Below are 13,113 nucleotides of genomic sequence, written 5' to 3'. Positions count from 1 at the left end.
TCAAGGCAGCCCCAAAACCAGCTCCGCAACCCGCTCTGCCGCTGGCACAATGCTGTGAATCTTGCCCACGCCCTGACCAGCATACAAAGACAGTTTCCTGGCCATTCTGTCCTTGTCAATCGCCCGCGCCCCGCCCCCGACCCAACGCAGCACATTCCACTTGTCGCGGTTGGGAATCACACGATGCGGGGTGCCATAGGGCCAGCCAAAGGAATAGCCGGTGCGATATTGCGTATCGTCCGTACTGGCTTGCAGAATCTTTTGCTTGTAGAGCGGGTGTGCATTGGACTCCTCGCTGGCCAGAAAGGCCGTGCCCACCAGTACACCAGAAGCCCCCAGAGTCATGGCCGCCCTGACATCCTGGCGGGTAACAATTCCGCCTGCTGCCAGTACGGGACGGCCCTGCGCACCGTCCAGAATTGCAGGTAGTAAAGACATCAGGCCAATCGTGCCGCGATTCAGGTGACCACCGCCCTCACTGCCTTGGGCGACGATAATGTCGGCCCCCTGCGCCATCGCTTGGCGAGCCAGTGCCACCGTGCCGGTTTGCACCATCACGATCATGCCGGCGTCTTTGGCGCGGGGAATCAGGTCGGCGCAATAGTCCTCGGCATAGAACAGCGACAAGATGCGGGGCCGCTCCTGCAAGATCACCTGGAACTGGGCCTCGAACACTTCCGGGCCACCAAACTGCGGCACGATATTCACCCCAAAAGGCCGGTCCGTCAGCGCTTTGGTTTCCCGCAGCCAGTTACGCAGCATCAAGGGAGCCAGACGCAAGCTGCCCAGCACGCCCACCCCGCCCGCATTCGCTACCGCCGCCACCAATGGTGGCCCTGAAATCGCAGCCATGCCCGCCAAAAAGATCGGGTATGGCACACCACACATCTGCGTGATGACATTGCCCGCAAAGACTCGGTTTGCTTCGCTCATGATTTACAACTCCACCTGTTTGCCCAGCATGCGCCGCAGGGCCAGATTTTTGAGCACAACATGGTTTTTGAATGCCCCGAAAAGGTGCAAGGCCAACCCCACTAAAAAGGCAGTGGCGCCAATATTGAACAACACATCGACCACGGCTTTGAGCTGCTCATTCGGGCTGATCAAGGTCGGCAAGGCCAGACCACCGGGCAGTTCCACCGCCACCCCCGCTGCCGCTCGGGACAGCCAGACAGCAACGGGCAGCAGCACCATCGCCAAGGCCAGGGCTATCGCCACTGAACGGGCCACTATCACCTCTACCGGATTGGGCGAGCCCACCGGCAAGGGATGAAAAGACGTCACCCGCGCCCAGAAACGGTAGATGGAGATCAGGAACAGCAGCGTCCCCAGCAGATTTTGCAACAGCACCAGCCGCGCCTCACCGGGGCTTTGGGCGATGGCCACCCCCAAACCCAGAATGGAAAACAGCAAGGCCGCAATAAGCCAGTGCAACACAATCGTGATGGGCGAGAACCTGAGTCCGTTGTCTCGCAGTTGCATGATTAGCTCCTTGAAAAGGTCATCGAGGACAAGTCCTTTACCGTGCAATACCCAACGTGATACGTCGTGGGCCGCCTACCCAACACGCACAAGCGGCCAGCTTCGGTCATCACCTTGCCTCCTGCTGGTCTGGGCCTGGGTCACGGTGTCCTCAGAGCCTTGGCTCTGCCAAGGACCGGCGTTTAAGAGCCTTGACGATAGGCGCAGCCATCAATCAAGTAAAATGATGAATATTGATAAATAAAATCTTTTTTAGTGATCGATGAACAGATAGTTTTCCTCATGCCCTCACGCGGCAGACGGGCAACCCTCATCATCTCAGCCCTCTGGCACTGGCTCCTACCTGCAGGCCGTCTGCAAGTACGCCTAAAGCTCGTCCAGACCACGCTTATAGGGATCGCCTTTTAATCATTATTAATGATCCATAAATTCACTATTCATCATTTTACTTGATCCACTCAGTCTTCTATCTTCCCTATGGATAGCGCCGCTATCTCAACCTCAAACTAGGAGACTGATACCGTGACTCACCCTGCTGCCTATCTCGTTGACTGTACAAATAGCCACGTCTTGCCTGGCTTTTGATTTGTATGTTGACAGACGCTCAACGCGACATCATCAAGGCGGCTGTGCCGCTGCTGGCAAGCGACGGTGAAGCCTTGACCACCTATTTTTATGAATTGATACTGCGCGACTCCCCACCGCTGAGTCCCTTGGCCAGCCAGATCACCAACAATCGCGTTGCTCTCCAAATCCAGTCCGAGCGTGCCCCACATGCGGACACTTTCCTGCTGCAAGCCCTACGCGAAGAGCTGAGCGAGAGAATGGCCAGCAACGAGCTTATCGATGAATGGGCCGCCGCTTACCAGCAACTATCAACCTTGCTCATCGAAGCCGAACGCCTGATGTACGACGATATGGCTATCACTCCCGACGGCCTTGCAGACCGCACTTCCTATCAAGAATGACCCACCATGCCACTACTGAAATTTGACCTGATCCAAGGCCGCAGCGACGACGAACTACGCCAGCTACTGGACACCACGCACCAAGCCATGGTGCACGCCTTTGATGTTCCTGCCAGCGACCGCTACCAATGCGTCACCCAGCACCGTCCCGGCGAGCTGGTGCTGGACGACACCGGCCTGGGTTACCCTCGCAGCGACAAAGTAGTGCTGCTGCATATCGTGTCCCGCCCCCGCAGCGAGAGTCAGAAAGTCCAGTTCTACCGTTTGCTGGCAGAGCGACTGGAACAAAACTGTGGCGTATCACCCGATGATCTGATCATCGCCCTGGTCGAGAACAGCGATGCAGACTGGTCCTTCGGGCGTGGGCGAGCGCAGTTTTTGACGGGGGAGTTGTAGGCGAAAGACAGGTATACTCGCCCAGACCGTTTTAACAAGAACGGTCTTTTCACCGAGGGGAGCCTGGCGAGCAGGCTGAGAAACTGCCCGAGCAGATTGCACCGCAGTGACCCGTTGAACCTGATCCGGGTCATGCCGGCGAAGGGACGGGTATGTACCTGCTCGCCGCTTGCTGCCGGATGGCTATCCTTGACTAGGAGTTGCTATCTTGTCGTCTGACCACTCTCCCGCCCCCGTCGGCCCGGTTGCCGCCACCCTGGCTGCCGTCATCCGTCAAGACCAGATTTTGCTGATACGCCGCGCCAATCGGCCCGATGCCGGACGCTGGGCCTTTCCGGGCGGCAAAATCCGCGCGGGCGAAACCATCATGGCGGCGGCCCATCGGGAGTTGGCCGAAGAAACCGGCATACAAGGCCAGGCCTTGCAGGTCTTTGATGCGCTGGATGTGTTTGACCGCGAGCCCAGCACCACACCCTTGGCCTATTCACACTTCATTCTGATTGCTGTGCTGTTTCGCTGGCAGCAAGGTGAGCCACAGGCAGGCGATGATGCCCTGGACGCACGCTGGTTCAGCAATGCGGAACTGAACAGTCTGGATGTGGCACACAGTTTTGACGTCGTCCGAGTTGCCCGTCAGGCATTGGCATTGGCTGCCACTCAAGATCAAGCAGGCCAAGCATGATTCCGAATGTATTGAGTATTGCGGGCACAGACCCGACCAGCGGCGCTGGTATTCAGGCTGATCTGAAAGCCATGTACGCCTTGGGCGCCTACGGCATGAGCGTAATTACAGCCGTGGTCGCGCAAAACACCCAGGGCGTGCGGCGTTTTGTGGCGCTGGAGCCGGACTTTGTGGCGGACCAGTTGGACGCGGTGTTTGAGGATGTGCGCGTGGATGCCATCAAGATCGGCATGATCGCCAACGTAGGGATTGCGGAAGCGATTGCAGACCGCCTGCACCATCACGGCCTGGACTGCCCGATTGTGCTGGACCCGGTCATGGTTGCCAAAAGCGGGAACCGTTTGCTCAGCCCCGAAGCCGTCTCCGTGGTGCGCGACAAGCTGCTGCCCATGTGTACCCTGCTCACCCCCAACTTGCCCGAAGCAGGCGATTTGCTGCAAAAACCGGAACCCGCCTCGCTGCAAGAAATGCACAGCACTTTAAAGGAGTTGTGCTTGCTGGGCCCTGAATGGGTGCTGCTCAAGGGCGGCCACCTGGACGGCCCGGACAGTGTGGATCTGTTGCAAGGTCAAGGGCAGAGCCATGCTTTTCAGTCGCCCCGCATCCCGACACGCAACACACATGGCACGGGCTGCTCACTATCTTCTGCCATTGCGGCCCTGCTACCGGGGCGCAGCGTGCCAACTGCGGTGGGTTTGGCCAAGGAATACCTGAATGGCGCTTTGGCCGCTGCCGACCAATTGCAGATCGGCCTGGGGCAAGGTCCGGTGCATCACTTCCATGCTTTATGGCCTCTCAAGTAAGCTCTCCCCCATTACAACTGATCGCTATGCGATATTCAGTCTGACTGCCCTGCGGTTTTACGAGTGCGAACAGTCAAGCGGCTCCATTGAATGAAACAAACACTACAGCACAGTGGGATTGGGCACATCCCCATACACTTCTTTGGGATCAAAGGTCTTGGCGGACTCCACAAAGACCAGATCCTGACCTTTGCTATGCTCGGCACCCACCGGCACCTGCCGGTAGAAACAGGAGTAATAGCCCACGTGGCAACTGGCTCCGGAACCGGCTACCCGCACACGTAGCCACACCGCGTCCTGGTCGTCGTCGATACGCATTTCCTCTACCGTCTGCACCAGTCCGCTGCTGGCACCTTTATGCCAGAGCATTTGACGCGAGCGGCTCCAGTAATGGGCTTGCCCTGTCTGTATGGTTTTTTCCAGGGCTTCCCGATTCATGTAACCCAGCATCAAAACCTCGCCATTGCTAGCGTCTGTCGTGATGCAAGCAATCAAGCCATGCTCATCAAACTTGGGAGCCAGTTCGTGGCCCTCTTCCACTTGCTCTACCGAAATTCGGCGTCTTATTTGTACTGCCGTATTTTCAGCAGACCTAGTTTCTTGTCCTTTAGTCTTCACGTTTCTTCCTTGTCATCATGGGTTCCGGGCGATATTCGCAATCCGGTGTCAGGCAACGGCCATACAGCACATGGCTATGTTCCAGAACCTGAAAGCCCCGTTCTTGAGCAATCGCTTTTTGTCGCTGCTCAATAGCTTGGTCATGAAACTCCTGCACACGTCCGCAGTCCGTGCAGATCAGGTGATCATGGTGTTCGCCGTCATCCAGCTCATACAGCGCCCGGCCAGATTCAAAATAAACCTGCTTTAGCAAGCCTGCCTGTTGCAACTGGGTCAACACACGGTAGACTGTCGCCAGGCCGATCTCGCTGCCTTGTCGTATCAATTGGCGATACACATCGTCTGCCGTCAAATGACGAATACCGGGGGCCTGGAATATCTCAAGAATCTGGATACGGGCTGTGGTCACCTTCAAGCCACGCTCTTTAAGCTCTTTTGAATCCGTCATGGCGCACTCCTGATTGAATGGGCGGCTAAGGGACGTCCAGAAAACGCAGCGGCCTGCCTTGCGCCTGCCCTTCCAAGGCTTCATCACGAACCACACAATGGCCGCGCACAATGGTGTGAATTGGCCAGCCTACAACGGGCATACCGTCGTAGGGAGACCAGCCGCTGACACTGGCAATCCAGTCATTGCGGATACGGCGGCGTGCCTTCAAATCCACAATGCTGAAATCCGCATCAAAGCCCACAGCGATGCGTCCCTTGCCTTCCAGACCAAAAATCCGGGCAGGCCCGGTACTGCTCAAATCCACCAGCCGTTGCAGACTCAAGCGACCTGCATGGACATGGTTCAACATCACGGGTAGCAAGGTCTGCACGCCGGTCATGCCGCTGGGTGAAGCGGGATAGGCTTGGGATTTCTCCAGCAAGGTATGCGGCGCGTGATCGCTACCAATGACATCCACCACACCCGAGCGGATCGCCTGCCACAGCGCATCTTGATGAGCTTGCTCGCGCACCGGCGGATTCATTTGCGCCAAACTGCCCAGACGCTCATAGCATTCAGGGGCTTGCAAACTGAGATGATGCGGGGTCACCTCTACGGTCACGCGGTGTTTGTGGGCGGCCAGAAACTGCATTTCCTCTGCACTGGACACATGCAGCACATGCAAGCGGCGATTCACCTCTGCCGCCAGACGAACAATGCGTTGCGTGGCCTTCAAGGCACTTTCCACATCACGCCAAACCGGATGTTGGCGCACGTCGCCGCTATCCAGAGCGATCTGTTTGCGCTCACGCAGCCTGGCCTCATCCTCCGCATGCACCGCCAGCCGTCTACGGCCATGACGCAAGATACGCCGCAGGACGTCGTCCTCATCCGCCAACAGGTCTCCAAAAGAGCTGCCCATAAAGACCTTGATGCCTGCGCAGCCTGGAAGCTGCTCCAACTCCTGCAAAGACTCGGCATTCAAGGCAGAGCCACCGATATAAAAGGCGTGATCACACCAGCTACGGCCTTGAGCAGCATCCAGCTTGGCTTGCAAGTCAGTGGCTCCCAAGGTCAAGGGATGGGTGTTGGGCATCTCGAAAACCGCCGTCACCCCGCCCAGGACCGCGCCCCGTGTACCCGCTTCCAGATTCTCTTTGTGCTCCAGCCCCGGCTCTCGGAAATGCACCTGGCTGTCGATTACCCCTGGCAATACGTGCAGGCCACTAAGATCCAGCACGCAGTCCGCACTCCAGCCGGGCTGCAAATCGCCCAGAGCCATAATCCGACCTTGCACACAGGCGATATCGATAGGCTCGGCCCCGTTAGGGGTCATTACCGTACCGCCACAGAGCAGCAAATCAGCATGGCGCAGATTATGCCGCTTGGTCGTTTCTGCGGTCCGGGAGAGAGGGGCCTTCGGGATTGCTGGTGTCATTGTTTTGCCTTTGCGGCTTCTGCATCCAAAGCGGCTTGCGCCTCCAAACGAATCCGCTCCATCATGTGAAACAGGCCATTGGCACGATTCGGTGACAAGTGCTGCTCCAGTTCAATTGCCTGTAAAAAGTCAGGGGGATGGGACAGGATTTCTTCAGGCAAACGCCCCGAATACACCTTCCTCAATAACGCCAACAAGCCGGTGACGATGGCGGAATCACTACGAGCTTGAAAAAACAGCTTGTGATCACGCAATTCAGAGATCATCCAGACCTGTGCCTGACAGCCATGCAAGCGGTTCGCCTGCGTACGCCATTTTTCTGGGAAGTCCGGCAAGGAGCGTCCCAGATCAATCAGATATTCGTAGCGCGCCACCCAGTTACCCAGGCACTGGAAACTGTCCACGATGGATTGCTGCGCCTGGAGTATGGACTCTTCTGGTACTGCCCCCTTATCCACGGCCATCTCCTGAATGCTTGGGCGTTTGGCTACCCTGATCGCCACGAGCCGGAACAGGGTCATGCCCGCCCGGATGCCAGGGGTGACAACGGACAATACGCCGTGCGGCCAGCCAGCTTCCTTTGAGTGGGCCGTGCGTCTGCAAGGCTTGGATCGCATATTGCGAACAAGTCGGATAAAAGCGGCAACGTGGCCCCAGCAATGGGCTGATAAAAAGCTGATAGCCGCGAACCAGCAAGATCAGGGCAGAGGCAAGAAAGGTTTTCATCGCCGCTCCGATACACGGAAGCGAACCACTCGCTCAGACGGATTAATCGTGATCTGGTTTGCCCTCTCCAGCGGCAAGGACGCCTGAGGGTGCAGTTGTGTTTGGCAAGGATTGATAAATACTAAAACACTCATGGCGCCACGCCCCCGTTCAATCGCGCAAAAGGCGTCTCTGACATCAAAGGCGTTTTAAACGCCACCGCATCATGGGGGTGCAAACTCTCCAGATGGCGGACCTGAATGCCAGCGTTCTGATAGTCCACCAAGGCCGCTTCTATACGACGCGCCGCGTCCTCCACAAACATCAGATTCTGGCCATTCAAGGCCGCAAAGGCTTGCTCATCGGCCCGTTTGACGGCCGTTTGCAAAGGTGTTGCCAGTGCCTTCTCGACACGATCAATCAAGGCTAAAAATCCGAAATCCTCGCTATCTTCCGATACCTGAACCTGAACCAGAGCCTGACTGCGCTGGCTGTGCGCAGTAGCCAGGCTGGCGTGCTTGTGCAGCCAGGCCGCTACCTCCTCAGCACGCAAGTCAGGCTGCCGTCCAAAGGCCTGCATAAAGCCCTGTTCAATCAATTGCCGAGCCAGCGCAGCGGAACAAGGACAGGTCGACGAATAGCCAATCTGAACCTGCATTTTGCACACAAAACTGCCGTCCACGAGACGGGCTTCCAGCACAACGGGATAGGACTTCCATCCTGCCAAGTCCTGCGTCACCAGGGCAGGCCGTCGCAGCAATAAATCAAAGCTGAAACCCAGTCGCGCACTGCGCGTGCCGCAGTCCTCCTGGCTATCCACCATGCTTTGCAAAAGACGCCGCAGCCCCAACAGCGACAAGGCCTGTTCTGGTGGCACGTCATTGAGCAAGCGATACAGCCTGGACATGTGTATCCCTTTCACATGTGCCAGCGGCAAATCAACCTGGGCATCGACACGCGCATGAAGTTGGCGCGTATAGCCCGGTTCGACCACGGTAATAGGTAAATCGATTCCCTCCATGCCCACCCAGGACAGCGGAGTCAGGCCATAAGTGGAATCGTTCAAAGCCGGGTCGGGAAGGACAACAGTCATACTCAACATCCAATCAAAAGGTCTTGCCCAAGCCGACAGGGACTAGGCAAGACCTCATTCCATCAAGGCCAGTCTGAGAACGGATTCGTCCATGTTGTCCAGGTGCTGGGACCGCTGGCCATTTCTTCATCACTTAACAGGCAGGCATCGAAACGGGCACGCAATGCGGCCTCGTCCATATCCATGCCAATCAGAACCAGCTCCTGACGCGCGTCCCCGACGCGCTCATCCCATTTTTCCTTGATCAGGGCTACCGCTTCGGGGTCTTCCGGCCAACGTTCGGGCGGCATGGAAGCCCACCAGTAACCCGCCACGTGATAGCGAGCCACCGCACCCGCCTGTGACCAGGAACCGGCCAAGGTCGGGAAATTCGCCAACCAGAAAAAGCCTTTGGAACGCACCACGCCGGGCCATTCGCTTTCAACGAGCTCCAGAAAACGCTGCGGATGGAACGGGCGGCGGGCGCGGTACACAAAATTGCCTATGCCGTACTCCTCCGTTTCCGGGGTGTGAGTGCCACGCAATTCCTGCAACCAACCGGGGGCTTTGGATGCCTCTTCAAAATCGAACAAACCGGTGTTAAGTACGCGATCCAAGGGCACCTTGCCGAACTCGGCTGTTTCAATACGAGCACGGGGATTAAGGCTATTCAGAATTGCCATCAGGCGTTCACGCTCTGGTTCGCTGATCAAGTCAATCTTGTTCAGAACCAGCACATCACAGAACTCGATCTGCTCAATCAGCAGGTCCACGACGGTGCGCGCGTCGTCTTCTCCCAGAGATTCGCCACGGGACTGAATACTGTCTTGCGAACTGTAATCGCGCAGAAAGTTAAAAGCGTCTACCACCGTGACCATCGTATCCAAACGAGCGACCTCACCCAGGCAACGACCATCCTCGCCTTCAAAGGTGAAGGTTTCAGCCACGGGCAGCGGCTCTGAAATACCGGTGGACTCAATGACCAGTTGATCAAAACGCCCTTCCTTGGCCAGACGGTCGACCTCCAGCAACAAGTCCTCACGCAAGGTGCAGCAAATACAACCGTTACTCATCTCCACCAGCTTTTCATCCGTGCGCGATAGCTCCGCCCCACCATCACGGACCAGAGCGGCATCAATATTGACCTCACTCATATCGTTCACGATGACGGCGACACGGCGGCCTTCGCGATTGTTCAGGATGTGGTTCAGCAAAGTCGTCTTGCCCGCTCCCAGAAAACCGGACAAAACCGTTACGGGAATGCGGGCCGAGGGATCGACCGGCGTGTTATCGGGGTTCATCGTCATTTCTCTTCGTCCTTGAGCCATCAATGGGCGGTTCCTTGCAAAGGACTCTCGCCAATTATGAGATGTTATAACATAACAATAATTGTTCAGGAAAAAACCCTCTTGTAAGGAGGGCTTGAAGAGCAGGACGGAGAAACTGGTTCTCACAAAGCGACGTAGCAGGGATCAGGAAGCAGGTGTCAGGTGTCAGGTGTCAGGTGTCAGGTGTCAGGTGTCAGGTGTCAGGTGTCAGGTGTCAGGTGTCAGGTGTCAGGCACATAGCTTAGCTCTGTTTGTATTGCGCGCCACTGCTTGAACAAATCAGCCCGATGCCGAGGATAAGACTCTTCCAGACTGACCAATCCTCGTATCCTGTCCGTGCGGAAGTGCCGGAAATCCCCTTTCAATTCACACCAGCCCACCAGAATCCGAAAGTGCTGAAAGTAGCCCAAGGAAAAAGGCCAGATCACTCTCTCCGATTCTTGCCCTGCCCCATCTATGTAGGTGATGCGCAGCTTGCGCTGCAAACGAATCGCTGTACGCGCAATGCCAAGATCAACACGCTCAGTATCCTGAATCACCCTGGGCCCAACCCGCAAAGCGGTACTGTCCAGGCTGTCTCTCAAGCTATCCGGCAAGACCGTCGAGATCTTGGCCATGGCATCGCCAGCCGCTTTGATCAGCGGTTCATCCGCGAACTTTTCTACCCAGCGAAAGCCCAGTATCAAGGCCTCCAGCTCCGCTTGAGAAAACATCAAGGGTGGCAGCATGAAACTGGGGCGTAGCACATAGCCCACGCCAGGTTCCCCTTCTATATCAGCACCTTGTGCCTGCAAGGAAGCAATATCTCTATACAGCGTCCGAATACTGATGCCCAGCTCTTGAGCCAGCCGCGCACCGCTCACCGGACGCTTATGTCGGCGTAGCACTTGTAAAAGGGAAAAAAGTCGTTCCGCTCGGGCCATGCTAGATACTGCCATTTTTTGGCAGTATGGTCACCCATAATGATCTGCTCAATAACCATGTTGGAGCGATCATGAATCACCCAAATCTTTTGCTACTCTACGTCCAAGACCCCGCCGCCAGCCGCCTTTTCTACGAAAAACTGCTACAAAAAGCGCCTGCTGAATCCTTCCCCACCTATGTCGCCTTTGAGCTGAACAAAGGCTTGACGCTGGGCTTGTGGTCTACCCAGGCAGCCAGCTTTGTATCATCCGGAACCGGCCATCGCTCCGAGCTCTCTTTTTTAGTAGACGATGATGCGGCTGTTGATCAACGGCATCAAACCTGGGTAACAGCGGGTATCCCCATAGAGCAGGAACCCAAGACAGCCGTTTTTGGGCGCACATTTGTCGCTCTGGATCCCGATGGGCACCGACTAAGGGTCTGCACGGCAGCGTAAAACGGAAGCTGCCTTGCCTGCAAAGCCGCCAAGATCAAGCAACAAGGGCTATCCAAGACTTAGTCCTGATAGCCCTTTGCTCACTCCATACTTAGTAAGCCGCACCAATCAATCTGCCACCATCGCTCTACGCATGATTTTCTGCGTGACTGACAAGGACGTTGTCATTCCCAAAGTGCCGTAATGCGCCCCCCAAGTTCCAAGCTCCCCGGAACTACGCGTACTTAAAAACACATCCGCCACTTCCTGCGGGCTATAGCGCAACAGCTCAGCGGCCTGCAAAACACGGGCGACGGCTTCGGTCATAGGGCGGGCCAGGAACTCATCCTCAATCGCGGCTCTCACCAGACGTTCAGTGTGCTGTACCAGGGCATCGAAGCGCTTGTCTTGCCCGGCCAAGGGTCTGATTTCATTGAAAACCGCCTCCACCGTGAGCGGATCTCTGATCATGGCGCGCCGCACATCCATACACATCATATTGGCCGTCCCTTCCCAAACGCTGTTCAAGGGGGACTCTCGATACACACGAGCCATGGGGTTTTCTTCAATAAAGCCATTGCCGCCGTGACACTGCAATGCCTCGTTCGCAATAGAGGGCGCGCGCGAGCAATTGAAGTATTTAGCCGCAGGCGTGGCCACCCGCGCCAGCAGCCTTTCGTGTTCACTGCCTTGCATCAGGTCAGTGGCCTTGGCGACTCGCAAGGACATCAAGGTTGCCGCTTCCACTTCTACCGCCATATCCGCCAGCACATTGCTCATCATGGGTCGGTCGGCAATAGAGGTCCCAAAAGCCTTGCGTGATGTGGTGTGACGCAGGGCCAAGGTCAGCGCCTGCCGCATTAACCCCGCCGAGCCAATCGCAAAATCCAGACGTGTCAAATGCGAGTGCGACAGAATTTCCCGAATACCGCGCCCTTCTTCCCCTACCCGAATTGCCAGCGTGCCCGCATACTCCACCTCACTGGATGCGTTCGAGCGATTACCCGCCTTGTCCTTCAGGCGCTGCACAAAAAAACGGTTATAGCTGCCGTCCGGCAAGGTACGGGGCAAGAAGAAACACGTGACACCCCCATTGACCTTGGCCAGCGTAAAAAAACCATCGGACTGCGGCACCGAACAAAACCATTTATGCCCCGTCAGCTCATACCAATGCGCCGTGGCACCGTGATAATCCACACTATGGGAGAAGCGCGCGGTCGTCTGCGTCTCGCGCAGATCTGAGCCGCCCTGCTTTTCTGTCATCGCATAACCAATCACCACCGAGGGCTTGTCCCCCACTTCGCGGCGACTGTATTCATAGCGTGTCCCTTTGAGCTTGTCCGCCCAGATCGCCAAAGCAGGCTCGGCCTCGAAACCGGCATAAGCCGCATAAGCCATGCCAGTCGGGCAGCCCGTACCGTGCTCCACCTGATTCCACAGATAGGACAAGACGGCGCGGGCGAAGTGGCCGTTTGCCTCTTGGGTACGCCAGCTTAAATTGGGCACCTCGTGCTGCCAGGCCAGGCCCATCAACTCATGCCAGCTAGGGTGAAATTCCAACCAATCAATCCGGTTGCCGAAGCGATCATGCGTTTTAAGCTCAGGAATATGGCGGTTCGCCAAACGAGCCAGTTCCTGCACATTCTCATCACCAGCTACCGCCCCCAAAGCCTGACAGCGCGATGCGGCCCAAGGGGCTTCACGGCTGATGGCATCACGTAAAACCTGATCGCCCGTAAAAGCATTGAAACCACTGGCGGGCAAGGCCTGATTCAAAACCTGATGTGTGCTGTAACGATCCTCGGGCGCATTCAACATGCTGAGGGAAAGCGGCTGGTTCATGGTTGTCTCC

16 protein-coding genes and 1 riboswitch are annotated in these 13,113 nt (G+C 56.7%); of the genes, 5 read left to right on the top strand and 11 right to left on the bottom strand.

Annotation, left to right across the window (positions count from 1 at the left end; all coding sequences use genetic code 11):
• On the bottom strand, positions 1-933 hold the full coding sequence (locus AB7E06_RS10875) for an NAD(P)H-dependent flavin oxidoreductase (protein ID WP_125277853.1): 933 nt from the start codon (positions 931-933) through the stop codon (positions 1-3).
• A 3-nt stretch (positions 934-936) separates the two neighbouring features.
• Positions 937-1,482: a cytochrome b gene (locus AB7E06_RS10870; RefSeq protein ID WP_125277854.1), complete on the bottom strand. Its 546-nt coding sequence runs from the start codon at positions 1,480-1,482 to the stop codon at positions 937-939.
• Positions 1,483-2,072: 590 nt separating this feature from the next.
• On the opposite strand from AB7E06_RS10870, the gene AB7E06_RS10865 reads away from it, so the two are divergent.
• The 4 genes from AB7E06_RS10865 to thiD all read left to right on the top strand — a co-directional run bounded on the left by AB7E06_RS10865 (position 2,073) and on the right by thiD (position 4,331).
• Positions 2,073-2,450 carry a hypothetical protein gene (locus tag AB7E06_RS10865; RefSeq protein WP_125277855.1) on the top strand — a complete coding sequence of 126 codons (378 nt, stop codon included), beginning with the start codon at positions 2,073-2,075 and terminating at the stop codon, positions 2,448-2,450.
• 6 nt (positions 2,451-2,456) lie between these two features.
• Entirely contained in the window at positions 2,457-2,846 is a 390-nt protein-coding gene (locus AB7E06_RS10860; RefSeq protein ID WP_094196468.1) for a tautomerase family protein, read from the top strand.
• Positions 2,847-2,891: 45 nt separating this feature from the next.
• Positions 2,892-3,010, top strand: a riboswitch (TPP riboswitch).
• A 44-nt stretch (positions 3,011-3,054) separates the two neighbouring features.
• A complete protein-coding gene (locus tag AB7E06_RS10855; RefSeq protein WP_108727355.1) occupies positions 3,055-3,528 on the top strand; it encodes an NUDIX hydrolase in 474 nt (157 codons plus the stop codon).
• Positions 3,525-4,331: a bifunctional hydroxymethylpyrimidine kinase/phosphomethylpyrimidine kinase gene (gene thiD, locus AB7E06_RS10850; RefSeq protein WP_125277856.1), complete on the top strand. Its 807-nt coding sequence runs from the start codon at positions 3,525-3,527 to the stop codon at positions 4,329-4,331. Before AB7E06_RS10855 ends, thiD begins: the two co-directional genes overlap by 4 nt.
• Positions 4,332-4,433: 102 nt before the next feature.
• On the opposite strand, the gene hisI is transcribed toward thiD, so the two are convergent.
• The 8 genes from hisI to AB7E06_RS10810 form a co-directional block, all read right to left on the bottom strand.
• Entirely contained in the window at positions 4,434-4,949 is a 516-nt protein-coding gene (gene hisI, locus AB7E06_RS10845; RefSeq protein ID WP_125277857.1) for a phosphoribosyl-AMP cyclohydrolase, read from the bottom strand.
• On the bottom strand, positions 4,939-5,397 hold the full coding sequence (gene fur / locus AB7E06_RS10840) for a ferric iron uptake transcriptional regulator (protein WP_125277858.1): 459 nt from the start codon (positions 5,395-5,397) through the stop codon (positions 4,939-4,941). Before fur ends, hisI begins: the two co-directional genes overlap by 11 nt.
• A 25-nt stretch (positions 5,398-5,422) precedes the next feature.
• Positions 5,423-6,817 carry a dihydroorotase gene (locus tag AB7E06_RS10835; RefSeq protein WP_125277859.1) on the bottom strand — a complete coding sequence of 465 codons (1,395 nt, stop codon included), beginning with the start codon at positions 6,815-6,817 and terminating at the stop codon, positions 5,423-5,425.
• A complete protein-coding gene (locus AB7E06_RS10830) occupies positions 6,814-7,275 on the bottom strand; it encodes a SufE family protein (protein ID WP_208393616.1) in 462 nt (153 codons plus the stop codon). The genes AB7E06_RS10835 and AB7E06_RS10830 overlap by 4 nt, the downstream gene beginning before the upstream one ends.
• Positions 7,268-7,543 (bottom strand): membrane protein insertion efficiency factor YidD, encoded by a 276-nt coding sequence (yidD, locus tag AB7E06_RS10825; protein WP_108727350.1) that lies wholly within the window; start codon positions 7,541-7,543, stop codon positions 7,268-7,270. Before yidD ends, AB7E06_RS10830 begins: the two co-directional genes overlap by 8 nt.
• A gap of 130 nt (positions 7,544-7,673) precedes the next feature.
• Entirely contained in the window at positions 7,674-8,615 is a 942-nt protein-coding gene (folE2, locus tag AB7E06_RS10820) for a GTP cyclohydrolase FolE2 (protein WP_108727349.1), read from the bottom strand.
• Between the two features lie 62 nt (positions 8,616-8,677).
• Positions 8,678-9,895, bottom strand: a complete 1,218-nt coding sequence (gene zigA / locus AB7E06_RS10815; protein ID WP_166727098.1) for a zinc metallochaperone GTPase ZigA — start codon at positions 9,893-9,895, stop codon at positions 8,678-8,680.
• 248 nt (positions 9,896-10,143) lie between these two features.
• Positions 10,144-10,845: a helix-turn-helix transcriptional regulator gene (locus tag AB7E06_RS10810; RefSeq protein ID WP_125277861.1), complete on the bottom strand. Its 702-nt coding sequence runs from the start codon at positions 10,843-10,845 to the stop codon at positions 10,144-10,146.
• Between the two features lie 71 nt (positions 10,846-10,916).
• Between AB7E06_RS10810 and AB7E06_RS10805 the strand changes: the two genes are divergently transcribed.
• A complete protein-coding gene (locus tag AB7E06_RS10805) occupies positions 10,917-11,282 on the top strand; it encodes a VOC family protein (protein ID WP_094196457.1) in 366 nt (121 codons plus the stop codon).
• Positions 11,283-11,390: 108 nt separating this feature from the next.
• Here AB7E06_RS10805 and AB7E06_RS10800 read toward each other — a convergent pair whose 3' ends face one another.
• A complete protein-coding gene (locus AB7E06_RS10800; protein WP_427956916.1) occupies positions 11,391-13,103 on the bottom strand; it encodes an acyl-CoA dehydrogenase family protein in 1,713 nt (570 codons plus the stop codon).
• Between the last annotated feature and the right edge of the window lie 10 nt (positions 13,104-13,113).

Origin of the sequence: Alcaligenes sp. (genome assembly GCF_050255915.1) — a bacterium.
Lineage (GTDB): Bacteria > Pseudomonadota > Gammaproteobacteria > Burkholderiales > Burkholderiaceae_B > Alcaligenes > Alcaligenes aquatilis.
The sequence above is the reverse complement of the archived record's forward strand: the minus strand, read 5'-3'. Positions and strand labels throughout refer to the sequence as shown.

What these genes read in the sequence shown, in the direction of transcription:
- folE2 (WP_108727349.1), bottom strand. Translation starts at nt 8,615, where the DNA reads ATGACTGTTGTCCTTCCCGACCCGGCTTTGAACGATTCCACTTATGGC.
- AB7E06_RS10875 (WP_125277853.1), bottom strand. Translation starts at nt 933, where the DNA reads ATGAGCGAAGCAAACCGAGTCTTTGCGGGCAATGTCATCACGCAGATG.
- fur (WP_125277858.1), bottom strand. Translation starts at nt 5,397, where the DNA reads ATGACGGATTCAAAAGAGCTTAAAGAGCGTGGCTTGAAGGTGACCACA.
- yidD (WP_108727350.1), bottom strand. Translation starts at nt 7,543, where the DNA reads ATGAAAACCTTTCTTGCCTCTGCCCTGATCTTGCTGGTTCGCGGCTAT.
- AB7E06_RS10835 (WP_125277859.1), bottom strand. Translation starts at nt 6,817, where the DNA reads ATGACACCAGCAATCCCGAAGGCCCCTCTCTCCCGGACCGCAGAAACG.
- AB7E06_RS10860 (WP_094196468.1), top strand. Translation starts at nt 2,457, where the DNA reads ATGCCACTACTGAAATTTGACCTGATCCAAGGCCGCAGCGACGACGAA.
- thiD (WP_125277856.1), top strand. Translation starts at nt 3,525, where the DNA reads ATGATTCCGAATGTATTGAGTATTGCGGGCACAGACCCGACCAGCGGC.
- AB7E06_RS10805 (WP_094196457.1), top strand. Translation starts at nt 10,917, where the DNA reads ATGAATCACCCAAATCTTTTGCTACTCTACGTCCAAGACCCCGCCGCC.
- AB7E06_RS10810 (WP_125277861.1), bottom strand. Translation starts at nt 10,845, where the DNA reads ATGGCCCGAGCGGAACGACTTTTTTCCCTTTTACAAGTGCTACGCCGA.
- zigA (WP_166727098.1), bottom strand. Translation starts at nt 9,895, where the DNA reads ATGAACCCCGATAACACGCCGGTCGATCCCTCGGCCCGCATTCCCGTA.
- AB7E06_RS10865 (WP_125277855.1), top strand. Translation starts at nt 2,073, where the DNA reads ATGTTGACAGACGCTCAACGCGACATCATCAAGGCGGCTGTGCCGCTG.
- AB7E06_RS10870 (WP_125277854.1), bottom strand. Translation starts at nt 1,482, where the DNA reads ATGCAACTGCGAGACAACGGACTCAGGTTCTCGCCCATCACGATTGTG.
- AB7E06_RS10800 (WP_427956916.1), bottom strand. Translation starts at nt 13,103, where the DNA reads ATGAACCAGCCGCTTTCCCTCAGCATGTTGAATGCGCCCGAGGATCGT.